The organism is Crossiella sp. SN42, from assembly GCF_023897065.1.
Classification (GTDB): domain Bacteria; phylum Actinomycetota; class Actinomycetes; order Mycobacteriales; family Pseudonocardiaceae; genus Crossiella.
Genome location: NZ_JAMHIV010000030.1, coordinates 1 through 15,984, shown reverse-complemented (window position 1 = coordinate 15,984; position 15,984 = coordinate 1). Strand labels below are relative to the sequence as shown.

Here is a 15,984-nt window from a genome sequence, read left to right as displayed (position 1 = left end):
AACGCTCCCTCAGGACGGGCCACCGCGCATCGGCGCGGTGGCGAACTCCTTCATGCCGGTCTCGAAGTCCACGGCAGGCCGCCAGGCCAGCTCGCGGAGCGCCCGCGCCGGCGCGGCCACGATGTGCCGCACGTCGCCGATCCGGAACCGGCCGGTGACCACCGGTTCGGGCGCGCCCACCGCGGCCGCCAGCGCGGCGGCCACCTCACCGATCGAACGCGGCACGCCGCTGGCGATGTTGAACGCGCGGAAGCCGCCGCCGGTCCAGGCCAGGGCCGCGGTGTGCGCGGCGGCCACGTCGCGCACGTGCACGAAGTCGCGCAGGCTGCCACCGTCCTCGTACACCTCCGGCGCCTGACCCCTGGCCACCGCGCTGCGGAACACCGCGGCCACCCCGGAGTACGGGCTCTGGTAAGGGATGTGCGGCCCGTACACGTTGTGGTAGCGCAGCACCACGGCCTGGCCACCGGTCTCCCTGGCCCAGGTCCCGGCCAGCAGCTCCTGGGCGAACTTGCTGACCGCGTAGATGTTGCGCGGCGGGTCGGCCACGTCCTCCTCGGTGACCGCGCTGGCCACCAGCTCCGCCCCGCACTGCCCGCAGCGCGGCTCGAACCGCCCGGCCGCCAGGTCCGCGCGGGAGCGGCGTTCCGGCCGCACCCGCCCGTGCACCGGGCAGTCGTAGCGGCTGTCGCCGTAGATGGCCACCGTGCCCGCCATCAGCAGCCGCGGCACCTCGCGCCGGGCCATCGCGGCCACCAGGACCGCGGTGCCCAGGTCGTTGCAGGAGACGTGGTGGGCGGCGTCCAGGACCTCCCGGCCCCGCCCCACCACCGCGGCCTGGTGGCTGACCAGGTCCACCCCGCGCAGCGCCCGGTCCACGGCGTCGGCGTCCCGCAGGTCGCCGTGCACGAACTCCACCCCGGCGGGCAGTTCCGGCGGTGCGCCACCGGGATGGCTTTCCGGCAGCAGCGCGTCCAGCACCCGCACCTCGTGCCCGGCGGCGGCCAGTTCGGCGACCAGGTGCCTGCCGATGAACCCAGCGCCGCCGGTGACCAGCACCCGCACGCTCAGCCCCGGCAGGCGAAGGCGGTGAAGTACGGGTCGGCCGAGACCTCCAGCACCTCGCCGAACTCCTCGGCGAGCAGCCGCTGCCCTTGGGCGGAGGGCAGCAGCTGGGTGCGGTGCGAACCGGAGCGCAGCCTGCCACCGCTGGCCCTGATCAGCACCGCGGAGCCGAGGAACATCGTGGTGCGCCACAGGTGTTCCAGCGCGCCGTAGCGCAGCCGCTCGAACTCGTGGAAGTTGTCCAGGGTGAACAGGTTGCCGATGAACACCCCGCCCGGCTTGACGAAGCTCCGCAGCCGCCGCAGCACCGCGCGCACGTCGCCGAGGTGGTGGATCGCGTCCACGCACACCACCAGGTCGGCCGGGGCCAGGCCGTGCTCGGCCCAGAAGTCCCCGCGCACGAACTCGATGTTGGCGTGCTCGACCTTGCCCCTGGCGATCTCGATGGCCTGCGCGGAGATGTCCAGCGCGGTCATCTCGGCCACCGGGGTGCCCAGCGCGGTCAGCCGGGTGAACTCCCCGGTGCCGCAACCGAACTCCAGCGAGGTCGCCGCCTGGCCGCCGTACTCGCGCAGGTAGCGGGCGATGGTCTCCCGCTGGCGCAGGAACTCCGGGGCCAGCACCGGATGCCGCTCGGCCTTGTCCCGGTCCCAGAACCGGGCCGACCAGTAGGCCCGGCCGTTCGGCGGGGTGGTCCCGAGCAGTCCCTGGCCGGCGCGGGCCATGGTTTCGGCTAGCACGACACTCATCTCCCATCGGTGTGCCGAAAGCGTTGTCGGAGCAGATGGTGCGGGCTGGCGCTGGTGCCGTGCTCGGATCACGGCCGGGCGCGCAGCCACCGCCACATCCCGGCCACCCCCTCGGCGAGCCCGGTGACCGGCCGCCAGCCCAGCACCGCGGCCGCCGCGCGCACGTCCAGCCACACGTGCTGCCGGTCGTAGCGCCGCGCCGGCAGCAGCTCCACCGGCACGTCCCGGCCGGTGGCCGCGCGCACCACCCGCACCAGCTCGGTCAGCGAGGTGGGTCGCCCGGAGCCGATGTTGAGCACCAGCGGCTCGCCCCGCCCGGCCAGGCCGCCGGTGCGGATGTGCCGGTCCAGCAGGTGGATCGCGGCCACCAGGTCGTCGATGTGCACGTAGTCCCGGCTGGCCGCCGGATCGCCGACTATCCTCAGTGGACGATCGTCCAGCACCGCGCCGAGCCAGTGCGCCAGCACCCCCTGGCCCTTGACCGCCCGCTGCCCCGGTCCGTACACATTGGACAGACGAAGGATCGCGCCCGGCACCCGATCGGAGTGCCGGAACAGCTCCTGCTCCAGGGCCAGTTTCGCCGCGCCGTAACGACCGGTGGCCCGCACCGGGTCGGTTTCGGCGTAGGGCGGCGGCACGGCCTGGTCGTAGACCGTGCCGCCGGAGCTGGTCAGCACCACCGCCGGTGGCTCCGCCAGCCGGGCCAGGCGGCGCAGCAGGCGCCCGAACAGCGCCAGGTCGGCGGCCGCCCAGTCCGGGTGCGCCTCACCGAGCGCCGGGTTGATGCTGCTGGCCAGGTAGTAGACGATCCTGGTGGTGTGCAACGGATAGCTCAGCTCGTCCTGGTGCAGGAACGGCGAGCGCCTGGTGAAGCAGGCGGTGTCGATGTGGCAGCTGGTCAGCGCCGCGCTGAGACTGCTGCCGATGAACCCGGCGCCGCCGATGATCACCGCCCGGTGGATGGCGCGGCCGGTGCGGTCGAGTTCCGGTGCGGTGAGCGGCACGGTGCCTCCTCAGGCCGAGGGGTCGAGTCGCCTGGCCAGTGCGGGGAACAGGCGCAGCGCGTTGTCCCGGTCGATCAGCGCCCTGGCGCGCTCGTCCAGTCCGGGCGCGCGCCGGTAGCCCTCGGTGTTGGCGGCCACCAGCTCCGGCGGCACCGCGCACCAGTCGGTGCCGAAGAGCACCCGCTCCGGCGGCACCGCGGCCAGCAGGCTGGGCAGCGCGGAGGGCGCGGACAGCGCCAGGTCGTAGTGGAAGCGGCCGAGGTAGTCGCGCAGCCGCGCGGGGGACAGGCCGAAGAACTGCCCGCCCAGCGCGCCGATCCGGGCGGCGGCATAGGGCAGGAAACCACCGGCGTGCGCGAGCACAAAACGGATCCGCGGGTAGCGGTCGGGCACCTCGGCCAGCATCAGGCTGAGCGCGCCCCTGGTGGTGTCCAGCAGGAAGTCGGCCAGCACCGAGGGCGGATCGGCCACCGGCCCGCCGGGCAGCATCATCGGGTGCACCAGCACCACCGCGCCCCGCCGGTCCAGCTCGGCGAAGACCGGGTCGTGCTCGCCGGAGCCGAGATAGCGGCCCTCGGCCTGCGGGATCAGCACCACCCCGTCCGCGCCCAGCACGTCATAGGCGTGGGCGAGCTCGGCCAGCGCGGCGTCCACGTGCGGCATCGGCAGCGCGGCCAGCAACCCGAACCGGGCCGGATACTCCCGCACCAGCTCGGCGGAGGCCTCGTTGGCGGCCCTGACGAACCCGGCGGCCTGCCGCGCCCCGTGCAGGAACCCGCCGGGAACCGGATTGGACACCAGCCCGGCGGCGATCTTGTTCTCCGCCAGCACCCGCCAGGTCTCCGTCAGCGACCAGGCGGGCACGAACGGCGCGCCCGCCGCCCGCATCGCCTCGGCGATCTCCGGCGGCACGGCGTGCTGGTGGACGTCGATCCGGTGCGCTGTGTGCTCCACGACGGCAGCCCAGCACCGCCCGATCCAGCGCCGCTCCAGCGGTTCTGGGCTCAGCGCCACACCAGCACGAGCCCAGCCGCCCCGGGCAGGCTGGCCGCATGACGGCACAACTCACCGGTGCGGCCGACCTCCGACGCCTGGGCTACGCCTTCGCCGAGGCCAAACTCCTGCTCACCGCCGTGGAACTGGACCTGTTCAGCGCCTTGGCGCGCGGCCCGGCCACCGCCGCGGAGCTCGCCGCCGAACTGGACCTGCACCCCAGAGGCGTGCCGCACTTCCTCGCCGCGCTGACCGCGCTGGGGCTGCTGGCGGAGTCCGATGGCCGCTACCGCAACACCGAGGTGGCCGCCGAGTTCCTGGTCCGCGACCGGCTCTCCTTCCTCGGCGGCTTCCTGGCCAGGGCCGACCGGATGCTCTACCCCGCCTGGCAACACCTCGGCCAGGCCCTGCGCACCGGTGTGCCGCAGCACCGCGCCCCGCTGTCGGCGGTAATGGCCGAACCCGCCGAGCTGCGCCGGTTCCTGGCCATGATGGACGCGGTCAACGGCCCGCTGGCGCCCGCGCTGGCCGAGGCGTTCCCGTGGGCGGAGCACCGCACGGTGGCCGACATCGGGGGAGCCCGCGGCAACCTGCTCGGCCGCCTCGCCCAGGCCCATCCCGGCCTCAGCGGCGCGGTGTTCGACCTGCCCGCGGTCAAGGCGGAGGCCGAGCAGCACCTGGCCGGGCTCGGCGTGGCCGACCGGGTGCGGTTCGAGCCGGGGGACTTCTTCACCGACCCGCTGCCGCGCGCCGAGGTGCTGGTCTTCGGGCACGTGCTGCACAACTGGTCGCCGGCGCAGCGGGTGGCCCTGCTGCGCAAGGCGCACGAGGCGGTCGAACCGCGCGGGGCGGTGCTGGTCTACGACGCGATGCTCGGCGACCCGGCCGAGCTCGGCCCGCTGATCGTCAGCCTGAACATGCTGCTGGTCACCGAGGGCGGCGCGGAGTACAGCGCGCGGGACTGCGCCGGATACCTCCGAGATGCCGGGTTCACCCCGGTTTCCGCGGTGCCGCTGGGCGCTCGGGACACGCTCGTGGTGGCACGCCGGGCCGAGATACTTGATTAACACGCGCAAGTAATTCTATGGTGGCGGAGGCGGCACCGCACCGCCCTGCGGCCTTTGAGAGGAACCTCAGCTATGTCCACATCGCCCGCGGCGACGCCCCGGCAGAGCAGGGGCCTGCTCGGCGTCCTGCCGTACGCGCTGGACGTGATCATCCCCATCGCGACCTACTTCATCCTGAAGTCCCTCGGCGCCAGCGACTTCTGGGCCCTGGTCACCGGCGGCCTGCTCACCGCGGCGAACTCCCTGGCCAACACCATCCGCCGGGGCAAGCTGGACAACCTGGGCGTGCTGGTGATCGTGGAGGTGGCCGTCGGTCTGGTGCTGGACTTCACCTTCCAGGACCCCAGGCTGATCCTGGCCAGGGGCTCGCTCTACATCGCCATCGCCGGCATCTGGATCCTGGTCAACACCTTCACCTCCCGGCCGATCACCGTGGATGTGTCCAAACCCATGGCGTACAAGGGAGATCCGCACCGGCTGACCGCCTACGAGTGGTGCGCCGAGCACTCCCGCGAGTTCCTGCGCATCCACCGCGCGCTCAGCGCCACCTGGTGCGTGATGTTCCTGGCCTACGCGGCGATCCGGGTGGTGATCATCTACCACGTCAGCAGCGTGCAGGAGTCCATCTGGCTCAACGAGATCCCCGGCGTCATCGGCGTGCTGGTCTGCCTGGTGGCCGCGGCGCGGGCGGGCAAGCGGCTGGAGAAGATCGTGGACGCCCAGGTGGCCCGGATGTTCCCGGCCGCCGCGGGCGCATGAGCGGCCCGGCGGACTTCCGCATCGAGGACCTCGCCACCCCCGGCCTGCCCCCGGAGCTCGCGCGCTGGAACCACAACCTCGACCCCGCGAAGCTCGCCGCCCGGCTGCACCCCGACCGCCTGCTGACCGAGGCCGCCGAGGCCACCGGCCACGAGGACTTCGGCCCGGATTGGTTCCACGAGCCCCTGTCCGTGCTCTGCACCGCGCTGCGCACCGAAGCCGCCCTGAGCCCCCTCGGTTTGCTCAGCCAGTACCACCAGCTACTCGGCTTCCTCCGCACCCGCCTGCGAGTAGAGGCCTTGATCAAGGCGCACCCGGAGATCCTGGCCGAACCGGTGCCCGCGCCCATCATCATCGCCGGCCTGCCCCGCTCCGGCACCACCTTCCTGCACGGCCTGCTCGCCGCCGACCCCGCCCTGCGCCACCTCACCGAGTCCGAAGCCCAGACCCCAGGCGAGGACCCAGAACCGGACCCCGCCGCGCAGCACTACGCCGAGGTGGTCGAGCAGGCCCTGCCGCACCTGAAACGCATGCTGGAGGTCAGCCCCGACTCGGTGCACGAGGAGATCCGCCTGCTGGCACTGAGCTTCTCCTCGATCCTGTTCGAGACCCAGGCCGTGCTGCCCACCTACCGCGACTGGTACCTGGCCACCGAGCAACGCCCGGCCTACGCCTACCTGCGCCGGGTCCTGCAGGTGCTGAGCTGGCGCCACAGCGGCGGCCGCTGGGCCCTGAAAACCATGCAGCACATCGAACAACTCCCCGCCCTGCTGACCACCTTCCCCGACGCCACCCTCGTCCTGACCCACCGCGACCCAGCCGCGGTGACCCCGTCCCTGGCCACCATGCTCGCCTACGCCCAGCGCCTCGCCAGCGCCCAGGTCGACCCACGCCGCATCGCCGCGTACTGGACCGACCGCGTGACCGGCATGACCGACCGCTGCCTGCGCGACCACACCCGGATCCCGCCCGGCCGGTCCGTCCACATCGGACTCCACGAGATCAGGGACGACCCAGCGGCGGTGGTGCGCCGCGTCTACACCACCGCCGGCCTGCCCCTGACCGACCCCGCGCTGACCGCGATGACCGAGCTGCACACCCAACGCCACCCCCACCGCTTCGGCCGCATCCGTTACCGCCCCGGCGAACTGGGCCTCGACCTGTCCGCCCTCCGCCACCGCACCGCGGCCTACCGCGCCGAATTTGATGTGCCCACGGAGGATCCGGCCTAGAGTGGTCCGGTGCCGCTCGTGGAAGTCATTCATGCCCCGCAGGTCGCCGAGTCGCTCCTCCGCGAACTCGGCTCGGTGTTGCCGCACCTGGTGTCGGTGGCGGTGGAGTGCCCGGAGGAGCCCTACGACGGCGATTTGCAGCCGGGGGATGTGGAGATCCGGTTCCGGCAGTTGGGGCCACTGGACCGCTGCGGGCTGGACGTGGTGATCGAGATCAAGTCGAAGTGGTTCGAGAGCCGGGCCGCCAACCGGCAGGAACGGGTGGACCGGTTGCACGCCGACATCGCGGCGGCCACCGGACTGGCGGACTTCGGCGTGTACCTGTCGCTGCCGGTGGCGGCTTGGGCGCAGGGGGACTAGGCGCGGGGGACGCGGGCCAGGGCCGCGCGGAGGGCGATCCGGGGGTCGGGCACGTCGATGCCGAGGCCGCGCCACCAGGAGACGAGCTGGTCGATCGACACGCCCAGACGCAGTGCACCATCCAGGAATTCTTCGAGCGAGTTGTCGATTCTACTGATGACGCTGCCACCTTCGACGGCTTGGCACTCCAGGAGCTCGCACGCGAGGTCAAAGGTAAGTCCGTCTGGCAGCTCCGTCGCTGACAGCGAGAAGCCGTAGTGGGTGACATGGCGCACGGCCTCTTCAAGGGGCATGCGAAGCTCGACAGCGGCCACAACCACCTCAGCCAGGGTGATCGAGGTGTTGCTGGTGACGTCTGCCCAGCGCATCGGGCCGCGGGGGCCGAACAGGTTCCGCTCATCCGGACTGGGTTGGGCAGGCGGGTCGACCTCGATGAGAAAGCCGTAGTCTCGAAGTCGCCCGACCACCTGCGAGATCGTAACTCCCAGGACATCTGCCGAGCGCACTAGGTGCTGCGCGGGTATTGGGCCGGAGAGCTGATAGTCACCCAACAGAACATGCTCGGCTGCAGTGGCGTTAGCTGGGAGCACGGGCACCTCGAAACCGAAGCGCTCCAGCTGCTCCAGCACGGTGGCCACGGACATTCCCAAATCAGCTGAGGACCGCATGATGTGGCCTGGCGGCACCGGCTCACCGCGGGTTAGCCACCGTGATCGCCTGGTTCTGTTACCGCTGAGCAACGTCACGACCTCCGCCTGCGGATACTCCGGCAGGTTGACCGTGTCGACGCGAAATCCCAGCTGTTCCAGTCTCGTGCGGACCTCGGATACCGGGCGACCGGAGTTCAGGCTGGCAAGGGCGAGATGTCCAGCAGGAACGGCACTATTGGGATCAAGCCAGTAGTATTGGTCCTCGGGGTCCGGCTGCAAGAACCACGTGTCCTCACCGTTGGCGACAATGCGCACAACCGCCTCAGGGACATCTATACCCCGTGCACGCCATTGACGAGCGACCTCCTCAGCGTTCACCTGCCACGACCGTTGCGCTTTGCGCAGGTCATCGACTTCTGCAGGACGTGGTGTGCCAGCGCTGGTGGATGCGCTGTCGAACCCCAGTTGACGAGCGACGGCGGACACCTCCGTCGAGGTGACGCCCATGCGGTGCGCGAAGCTGGCAATGTCCTGATCCGATACGCTAGTCCACTGATCGAGCCATCCCCCTTGTCTGTCCAAGACAAGTAGCATCTCGTCGGACGGACGCGCTACGCGCACAGTGACCTCGGACAGAGTCGGGTCGAGCGCAGTGAGCACTCGGAGGGCCTGTGTGACCCTGTTGGCGAGCAAGCGCCACAACAAGATGTGATCCGGCACTGGGAAGTGCGTCGCCCCAACCCACTTCGCGAGATTTGCGATGCCCTGCCGAACACCGTACTTGTTGAGGATGTGCCAGTCTCGTGAGAAACAACCCGCGCGGGTCATGTCGAAGGTGAATGAGCCACCTTGTAGTTGCAGGCCAGCCTCTGCAGTAGCCAGCGTGAAGTGGTCTGCCAGCGCTACGTTCGTTCTGGCCAACTCGCATATCCACCCGTAGCTCGGAAGAGACCCGTTCATGGCGATCAGTGGGCCTATCGCAACTTCCAATACCTCGCCTACTCGGCTGGGCAGATCTTCGTCCTGCACCTCTGTTCGATCCGCCGACAGCTTGCGAGGAGCGGCGGGGCCGAACAGGTTGACCACCACGCCGGAAAGCCCCGAGGACGAAGTTCCGAATGGTGGCCGACGCTCGGAGGGCTCCACCACCAGCCCGTCCACCAGCACACCGCCACCATGTTCACACCAGATGACCTGGATCCCCGCTGGCGCCCCATCCCATGGTACGAGCTCCCCGTAGGCGTTGAGCCCGAACCTCTCCTCGGGAGCCTTGCGGCTCCGCAGCCGCCTTGGCGCCCACGTCTCAACCCGGTCCCCGTCCTCCGCCGTCGTCTCGAACTCCGCGATCCCCAGCAACCGCTCCAGCACCTCCACGCAAGACCACCGCTCCGGATCCCGCAGGTACAACCGCACCCGCGTCCCCGGCTCCGCCCCACGCTCCGCCCGCTGCTCGATGCGGAACAGATGCCCCGGCCCATGAATCGCCGCTTCCAGTACGGGCCCTGGTATGCCGTCCATGCCCATTCGGCAGGTGGTCACCAGGATTTCGTCGGCCAGCATGAAGTAGCTGAAGACGCCGATGCCGAAGCGGCTGTTCGGGTACAGCGTCACCGGCGGCGCCAGCTGTTGCCAGCGGGCCAGTTCGTGGCGGTAGTCGTCCTGGTCGGTGAAGCGCGCGGTGGCGTCGCAGAACACACCGCGCAGTTCGGCGGTGCCCATGCCGATGCCGTTGTCGTGACAGTCGACGTAGTGCCTGCCCTGGTCGTCCACGCCCTGCTCGAACCGGATCCGGCCGGTGTAGTCGTAGGTCGCCGGGTGGGTGCGGTCCAGGTATTCGGTGCGGGCGGTGCGGTAGCGACAGGCGTCCAGGGCGTTCTGGTAGAGCTCGCGGATGGCCAGGTCCGGGTCCTTGTACAGCTGAACGCCCATCAGCAGGCTCCGGACGCCGGTGCTGCTGTGCCGGAAACGTGCGTAGCCCGCGAAGGTGCCGGTGACCTGGTCGGCGGAGAACCGGGTGGGAAGGGTCTTGGCGAGTGGGGCGCCCGCGGCGAGGTGTGCCTCGTGCAGCAGTTCGTCCAGGCGGGCAGTGTGTTCGCGCAGCGCCTCCACCACGGCCTCGTGCTCGCAGCGTGCGGTGAGCACCGGCAGTTCCGGTGGGCCGCCCCATTTCACGGCCGCCAGGGTCCGGCGCAGGTCCTCCGGGGTGACCGGGTGCGGGATGCCCAGGTGTTCGCCCACCACCTCCGGCAGGGCGGTCAGTTCGATGGCCATGCCGTGGGCCAGCGCGGCGAGCAGGGCCAGTTGTCTGCCGCGCAACTTCTGCCGCCCGGGTGCGCGCAGTCGGTCCTCGGCGGGGAAGTTGCCGAGAAACTCCGGGTTGCAGACCCCTGGACCACGGCGAAGTCCTTGCAGGAGAAGGAACATCCGCTCTGCCGCGAACGTCTCTTCCAGCGCCAGCGCCGGTTCCCCGAGCAGGTTCAGCAGCTTTGCCACCTGGCCGGGTTCGGCGGCTGGGTTCCGGTGGCGGAGCCAGCGGTGGAACAGCCACCAGCCGATCGCGGGCGCTGCCTCCGGCCGCAGCCGAGCCCGTTCGCGCAGCGGCGCGAAGCCTGCCGCGAACGAGTCGAACTCCGCCCTTTCCGCCTCGTCGCCCGGTTCCGGGGTCAGCTCCGCCGGGCGTACACCGGACAGCGCGGCCGCCAGTCGCCGGTCGTGCGTCACGCGCAGGAACGGCAGCAGCACGAGCACTGCGGCCTCGGCCGCGCTCAGCTCCATGTCGCCCAGCAGCCAGTGCAGCTCGTGCAGGAACCGTGCCGGATAACCGGGGTCCTGCCACGGATCGGCGGCGAGCACCGTGTCCACCGCCTGCCGAATTTCGCTCAACCGGGTGACCACTTCGGCGGTTCTCTCCCGGTACAGCGCGGCATCGGCCGCGGGGTGCACGTGCCGCCAGATGTCGGCCTCGGCGGCCGGTGCCGCGCCGATGTCCCTGGCCTGTACGACATCGGACCCGGTGATCGACGAGTTGATGATCAGGTTGTAGGTGTGCGACCGGTCCACGGCGTTGCCCCCTTCGACCCGGCTCGCCTCCCCGCCGGGCCGTACAGTCTAGGCGTGCCGCGGACCGCGCACTTAGCCGGCCCGACCTGCTCCGTGCTGCCGCACCACGGTCAGCCCGCGCGCTCCAGCACCGACACCACCTCCGCCGGACTCGGCTGCGCCAGGTGCTCGGCGTGCAACCGCTCCGCCCCCGCCCGATACCCCGCCAGCCCGTCCAGGAACTCCGCCAGCTCCGCCCGCAGCACCGACGCGTCCGCCGTCCCGCCCCACACCCACCGCGCCGCCCCGGTGGCCGCGATGTGCCGGGCGTTGAACGTGGTGTCCGGCAGGTACGGCAGCACGAACTGCGGGATGCCCGCCTTCATCGCCGTCATCGTGGTCCCGCCGCCGCCCTGGTGCACCACCGCGACACAGCTGGGCAGCAACAGGTCCAGCGGCACCGGGCCCAGGTGCACCACGTTGGGCGGCAGGTCGCCGAAGAGCTCGCGCTGGCCGTTGACCACCGCCACCACCACCTCCACCTCCCGCTCCGCCAGGGCCTGGACCACCTGGGGCGCGAGGAAGTAGTCGTTGAGGCCCATGCCGTCGATGGAGGTGCCCCAGGTGACGCAGACCCGGGGACGGCGGGGCGGGGTGCGCAGCCAGTGCGGCAGCACCGCGGGGCCGTTGTAGGGCACGAAGCGGATGGGCTGGCGTTCGTAGTCGCCGGGGCCGCGCAGGCTCGGCGGGCAGGGGTCCAGGGTGCGGTCGCCGAGGGCGTTGGGGGTGTCCGCGCCGAGGCTGGCGGCCAGCTCGCCCAGGATCTCCTGTTCCACCTCGGGGATGTCGGCCAGGAAGTCCACCGTCCACAGTTGGCGCAGGGACGGGATGCCCATGGCGCGGGCCAGCACCGGGCCGAGGAAGCCCATCGGCTCGTACACCACCAGGTCCGGTCGCCAGGACTCGGCGAAGCGGCGGGTGTCCCCGGCCATCGCGGTGGCGCTGTCGGCGGCCAGGCGCAGCACGGTCAGGCCCTTGCGGCGGCGCAGCGGGTTGTCGGCCTGGGGGAGGGCCCCGGGGCTGGGCCGCCAGGTGCTGGTGCGGATCGCGGCGCTCAGCACCTCGGGCAGGTCGACCTCGGGGCCGGCGGGCAGCGCGGGCAGACCGGCGGCGGTGATCGAGTCCGCGAAGGACGGGTGGCTGGCGACCATGACCTCGTGCCCTGCCGCGCGCAGCGCGTGGCCGAGCGGGACCAGCGGGTTGTAGTGCGAACGCCAGGCCCAGGTGGTGAACAGCACGCGCATGGCGACCAGGTTTCGGCGTGGACCTCGGACGGCGCTGGGGGCGTGCTGAAACGCCAGGACAACTTGCTTGCGTTAGGCAAATATCGGGGTCATGCTGCTGGGGTGAGCGGGGAACGAGGTGCGGAGCCAGTGCTGCGGACCGTGGCGCTGCGCAAGACCTACCGCAGCCGCAGCGGCCCGGTGGAAGCCTTGCACGGCATCAGCGTCGAGGTCAGGACCGGCGAGCTGTTCGGCATCCTCGGCCCGAACGGGGCAGGCAAGTCCACCACGATCGGCATCCTGACCACGCTGGTGCGGCCCAGTGGCGGCAGCGCGAGCGTGGCCGGGATCGACGTGGTGCGCGACCCGGTGCGGGTGCGGGCGCGGATCGGCGTGGTGTCCCAGGCCGGGAACCTGGACCGGGAGCTGAACGTGCTGGAGAACCTCGTCTTCCGCGGCCGCTACTTCGGCCTGACCGCCTCGGCCGCCCGGCGGCGGGCCGCCGAGCTGCTGGAGCGCGGCGGGCTGGCGCACCGGAGCCGGGCCATGGTCACCGAGCTCTCCGGCGGGCAGGCCAGGCGGGTGGCCATCGCGCGGGCGCTGATGCACCGGCCGGAGGTGCTGTTCCTGGACGAGCCCACCGCCGGGGTGGACCCGCAGACCCGGATCTCGTTGTGGCAGACCGTGCGCGAGTACCAGCGGGACGGCCTGACCGTGCTGCTGACCACCCACCACCTCGCCGAGGCCGAGCAGCTCTGCGACCGGGTGGCGATCATCGACCACGGCCGGGTGCTGGCCTGCGACACGGTCTCCGCGCTGACCACCCGGACCGGCGGGGACACCGTGCTGACCGTCCGCTACGACGGCCCCGCCCAGGACCTCACGCTGCCGGAGCTGCCGCCGGGGGTGCGCAAGACCGAGGTCGACGGCGACCGGATCCGGGTCTTCGCCGCGCACACCGACGGCCTGCTCGGCGGCCTGATCACCGCGGGGGCGGCGCGCGGCCTCGGCGTGCGCGACGTCACCACCGTCACGCCCAGCCTGGAGAGCGCTTACCTCGCCTTGACCGGAAAGGAGTACGCCGGATGACCGCCGCCGTGCCGCGCCAGTCGAGGGTGTTCTGGGCCATGCTGGCCAGGGAGCTGCACCTGTTGCGCCGCAACGCTTTCTCCTTCGTGCTGCACACCGCCATGCAGCCCGCGCTGTTCGCGCTGGTGTTCACCTACGTGCTGCCCACCATCAGCGCCGGCGGCGCCGGTTCGCCCGGCCTGCTCGGCTCGGCGTTCTCCTCGGTGCTGGTGCCGGGCATGGTGGGCAACGCGGTGGTGCTCAACGCGATGACCGTGGTCACCCTGGGACTGGTGCGCGAGCTGTCCTTCGGCCGGGCGATCGAGGACCGCATGCTGGCGCCGTTCCCGCTGTGGGCGCTGGGCCTGCAGAAGATCGCCTGGGGCGCGGTGAACGGGGTGCTGTCCGGACTGGTGGTCTTCCCGCTGGTGTTCCTGCTGCACGCGCCGGGCCTGGCGCCCAGCGTGCACATCGCGGACTGGCCGTTGTTCCTGGCCTGCCTGGTCTTCCTGCCGCTGCTGTCGGCGAGCATCGGACTGCTGCTGGGCACCCTGTTCGACATCGGGCAGACCAGCCTGCTGATCAACCTGGTCATGGTGCCGGCCACCCTGCTCGGCTGCGTCTACTACCCGTGGGCCGCGCTGCACCCGATCCCGTGGCTGCAAGCCCTGGTGCTCATCGACCCGGTGGTCTACGCCAGCGAGACGCTGCGCGCGGTGTTCACCCCAGAGGTGCCGCACATGCCGATCGCGGTGTCCCTCACCGTGATCATCGCGGGCACCGTGGTCATCGGCGCGCTGGCCCTGCGTTCCTTCCAGCGTCGGCTGCTCACCTGAGCGACCGGACCGGCCGGTGCACACCCCCACCACCGGCCACGGGCGTCCCCGCGTTCCCCCGATCCCCCAGCCGGGGCGGGCGCGGGGACCGCCTGTGTTCGGCGCGCCGCGCGTTCGGCCAGCAACCGGGCCAGCTCCGCCGAGGGCACCTCCGGCACCCGCTCGGTCTGGGCGACCAGCGCCCACCGGTCGCCGTCCTCGGCCGGTGACCAGTGCGCCGCGGTGTCCAGGTGGTGCCGGACCAGGCGGGACAGCGCGGCGTGGCAGGCGGACTCGCCGTCCTCGGTGAGGGCGTGCGCGCGGGCGGAGCGGCGCAGCGGGGCGCGCAACCGATACCGGCCCTCGGCGACCGGTTCGAGCAGATGCGCCTCGACGAGTGCGGTGGCCAGGGTCCAGTCGGGGCGGGCGGCCAGCCGGGCGGCCACGTTGTGCAGCACCTGGGGCAGGCCGTCGGCGTGCGCGAGCAGGGCCGCGGCGGCGCTGGGGTCGGTGGCCAGCCGGTCGCCGCCGATGGTGCGCGCCAACAGTGCCGCGGCAGCCGTGGCCCCGCCGCAGCCGGTTCAGGCCCCACCAGAGGTAACGAAGGAATAACGGTCGGTGATGGACCCGATCCGTGTTCCCCCTGGCGCCGAATGCGAGGTGTTCGACCGACCATCCGGAAGAGAGAAGCCAGTCATGACCAACATCGCCCGCCGCACCACCGCCACCCTCGGCGTCGCCTCGATCGCCCTGCTCGCCGCGGCCTGCGGTTCCGGCGACATGGCAGGCAACTCCAGCACTCCCGCGGCCGCCCCCAGCAGCGCCGCGGCCCCCAGTTCCAGCGCGATGGCCGACCCCGCCCGCGACCTGGTCGGCCCCGGCTGCGCCGACTACGCCAAGCAGGTCCCCAGCGGCGGCGGCTCGGTCACCGGCATGGCGGCGGACCCGGTCGCGGTCGCCGCGAGCAACAACCCCCTGCTCAAGACCTTGGTCAGCGCCGTCTCCGGCAAGCTCAACCCCAAGGTCAACCTGGTCTCCACCCTCAACGGCGGCGAGTTCACCGTCTTCGCCCCCACCGACGCGGCCTTCGCCAAGATCGACGCGGCCACCATCGAAAAGCTCAAAACAGACGACGCCCTGCTGACCAAGATCCTCACCTACCACGTCCTCCCCGGCCAGATCACCCCCGACAAGATCGCCGGCGACCAGAAGACGGTGCAGACCGGCGTGCTGAAGGTGACCGGCGCAGGCAACACCCTCAAGGCCAACGACGCCAACGTCATCTGCGGCGGCGTGCACACCGCCAACGCCACCGTCTACCTCATCGACTCAGTCCTCATGCCCAAGTAACCCCCGCCCCCCGGCCGCCAGAGCCCGCACGAACCCCTCCGGCGGCCGGCCCCGCGGCCCACTCCCGCCCCACCCCCGACCAGCGGTTATGCTGACCCCACCACCCCAGTCCCGCCCCGGTTCACCCGATCGAGCGCAGTGATCCAAAACGAAAGGCAACCAAAACCGGGGTTCGAGCGTTCCGCAGAGGAACGGTGGCGGCGGCGGACCCCGTCAGGGGCGGCAACGCGCGGTCGCTGAGCTCAGCAGCCAAGGCCGCTGGGCGCCGGTCACCGGCCCACTGGTCGCTGGCACACCGGTCGCCGGTTGCAGGCACATCGGTCACCGGCACACCGGCCGCCGGTTGCAGGCGCACCGGCCGTCGACGGGCCAGGGGGCAGGCAGGCCGGAGTCGCTGCTCGCCAGTCACCGGTCGGCAGTCGCCGGTCGCCGAGGCCGTGGGGTGAGGTCGCCGGGCAAGCGGCCGAGGTCGCCCGACGAGCAGCCGCAGCCGTCGATCAGAGGTGCCTCGCCACCCGGCGCGTCGAGCCCACGTCGCCGCGAGCCAGCC

At 71.6% G+C, this 15,984-nt stretch carries 13 protein-coding genes; 7 read left to right on the top strand and 6 right to left on the bottom strand.

Features of this window, described 5'->3' with window-relative positions; genetic code table 11:
• Positions 1 to 9: 9 nt before the first annotated feature.
• From M8C13_RS31675 to M8C13_RS31660, 4 genes are all read right to left on the bottom strand, one after another.
• Entirely contained in the window at positions 10 to 1,065 is a 1,056-nt protein-coding gene (locus tag M8C13_RS31675; protein ID WP_252484431.1) for an NAD(P)-dependent oxidoreductase, read from the bottom strand.
• 2 nt (positions 1,066 to 1,067) lie between these two features.
• Positions 1,068 to 1,814 carry a bifunctional 2-polyprenyl-6-hydroxyphenol methylase/3-demethylubiquinol 3-O-methyltransferase UbiG gene (locus M8C13_RS31670; RefSeq protein WP_252484430.1) on the bottom strand — a complete coding sequence of 249 codons (747 nt, stop codon included), beginning with the start codon at positions 1,812 to 1,814 and terminating at the stop codon, positions 1,068 to 1,070.
• Between the two features lie 68 nt (positions 1,815 to 1,882).
• Positions 1,883 to 2,818, bottom strand: a complete 936-nt coding sequence (locus M8C13_RS31665) for an NAD-dependent epimerase/dehydratase family protein (RefSeq protein WP_252484429.1) — start codon at positions 2,816 to 2,818, stop codon at positions 1,883 to 1,885.
• A gap of 9 nt (positions 2,819 to 2,827) precedes the next feature.
• Positions 2,828 to 3,772 carry an amidohydrolase family protein gene (locus M8C13_RS31660; protein WP_252484428.1) on the bottom strand — a complete coding sequence of 315 codons (945 nt, stop codon included), beginning with the start codon at positions 3,770 to 3,772 and terminating at the stop codon, positions 2,828 to 2,830.
• Positions 3,773 to 3,870: 98 nt separating this feature from the next.
• Here M8C13_RS31660 and M8C13_RS31655 point away from each other — a divergent pair, with 98 nt between their 5' ends.
• The 4 genes from M8C13_RS31655 (at position 3,871) to M8C13_RS31640 (ending at position 7,229) form a co-directional block, all read left to right on the top strand.
• Positions 3,871 to 4,878, top strand: coding sequence for a methyltransferase (locus M8C13_RS31655; RefSeq protein ID WP_252484427.1), 1,008 nt, complete (start codon positions 3,871 to 3,873; stop codon positions 4,876 to 4,878).
• Positions 4,879 to 4,950: 72 nt separating this feature from the next.
• On the top strand, positions 4,951 to 5,637 hold the full coding sequence (locus tag M8C13_RS31650) for a VC0807 family protein (RefSeq protein WP_252484426.1): 687 nt from the start codon (positions 4,951 to 4,953) through the stop codon (positions 5,635 to 5,637).
• Entirely contained in the window at positions 5,634 to 6,869 is a 1,236-nt protein-coding gene (locus tag M8C13_RS31645; protein WP_252484425.1) for a sulfotransferase, read from the top strand. The genes M8C13_RS31650 and M8C13_RS31645 overlap by 4 nt, the downstream gene beginning before the upstream one ends.
• Before the next feature lie 9 nt (positions 6,870 to 6,878).
• The gene (locus M8C13_RS31640) at positions 6,879 to 7,229 is read left to right on the top strand and encodes a hypothetical protein (protein WP_252484424.1); all 351 of its coding nucleotides are present in this window, start codon (positions 6,879 to 6,881) and stop codon (positions 7,227 to 7,229) included.
• Here M8C13_RS31640 and M8C13_RS31635 read toward each other — a convergent pair.
• Together M8C13_RS31635 and M8C13_RS31630 are read right to left on the bottom strand one after the other, a co-directional pair.
• The gene (locus M8C13_RS31635; protein ID WP_252484423.1) at positions 7,226 to 10,939 is read right to left on the bottom strand and encodes a hypothetical protein; all 3,714 of its coding nucleotides are present in this window, start codon (positions 10,937 to 10,939) and stop codon (positions 7,226 to 7,228) included. The genes M8C13_RS31640 and M8C13_RS31635 overlap by 4 nt on opposite strands.
• 110 nt (positions 10,940 to 11,049) lie before the next feature.
• Positions 11,050 to 12,222 carry a nucleotide disphospho-sugar-binding domain-containing protein gene (locus M8C13_RS31630; protein ID WP_252484422.1) on the bottom strand — a complete coding sequence of 391 codons (1,173 nt, stop codon included), beginning with the start codon at positions 12,220 to 12,222 and terminating at the stop codon, positions 11,050 to 11,052.
• A 102-nt stretch (positions 12,223 to 12,324) separates the two neighbouring features.
• Here M8C13_RS31630 and M8C13_RS31625 point away from each other — a divergent pair, with 102 nt between their 5' ends.
• The 3 genes from M8C13_RS31625 to M8C13_RS31615 all read left to right on the top strand — a co-directional run bounded on the left by M8C13_RS31625 (position 12,325) and on the right by M8C13_RS31615 (position 15,434).
• Positions 12,325 to 13,290 (top strand): ABC transporter ATP-binding protein, encoded by a 966-nt coding sequence (locus M8C13_RS31625; protein ID WP_252484421.1) that lies wholly within the window; start codon positions 12,325 to 12,327, stop codon positions 13,288 to 13,290.
• Positions 13,287 to 14,105, top strand: a complete 819-nt coding sequence (locus M8C13_RS31620) for an ABC transporter permease (RefSeq protein ID WP_252484420.1) — start codon at positions 13,287 to 13,289, stop codon at positions 14,103 to 14,105. The genes M8C13_RS31625 and M8C13_RS31620 overlap by 4 nt, the downstream gene beginning before the upstream one ends.
• 675 nt (positions 14,106 to 14,780) lie before the next feature.
• Positions 14,781 to 15,434, top strand: a complete 654-nt coding sequence (locus tag M8C13_RS31615; protein WP_252484419.1) for a fasciclin domain-containing protein — start codon at positions 14,781 to 14,783, stop codon at positions 15,432 to 15,434.
• Positions 15,435 to 15,984 lie beyond the last annotated feature (550 nt).

What these genes read in the sequence shown, in the direction of transcription:
- M8C13_RS31620 (WP_252484420.1), top strand. Translation starts at nt 13,287, where the DNA reads ATGACCGCCGCCGTGCCGCGCCAGTCGAGGGTGTTCTGGGCCATGCTG.
- M8C13_RS31650 (WP_252484426.1), top strand. Translation starts at nt 4,951, where the DNA reads ATGTCCACATCGCCCGCGGCGACGCCCCGGCAGAGCAGGGGCCTGCTC.
- M8C13_RS31655 (WP_252484427.1), top strand. Translation starts at nt 3,871, where the DNA reads ATGACGGCACAACTCACCGGTGCGGCCGACCTCCGACGCCTGGGCTAC.
- M8C13_RS31615 (WP_252484419.1), top strand. Translation starts at nt 14,781, where the DNA reads ATGACCAACATCGCCCGCCGCACCACCGCCACCCTCGGCGTCGCCTCG.
- M8C13_RS31645 (WP_252484425.1), top strand. Translation starts at nt 5,634, where the DNA reads ATGAGCGGCCCGGCGGACTTCCGCATCGAGGACCTCGCCACCCCCGGC.
- M8C13_RS31670 (WP_252484430.1), bottom strand. Translation starts at nt 1,814, where the DNA reads ATGAGTGTCGTGCTAGCCGAAACCATGGCCCGCGCCGGCCAGGGACTG.
- M8C13_RS31630 (WP_252484422.1), bottom strand. Translation starts at nt 12,222, where the DNA reads ATGCGCGTGCTGTTCACCACCTGGGCCTGGCGTTCGCACTACAACCCG.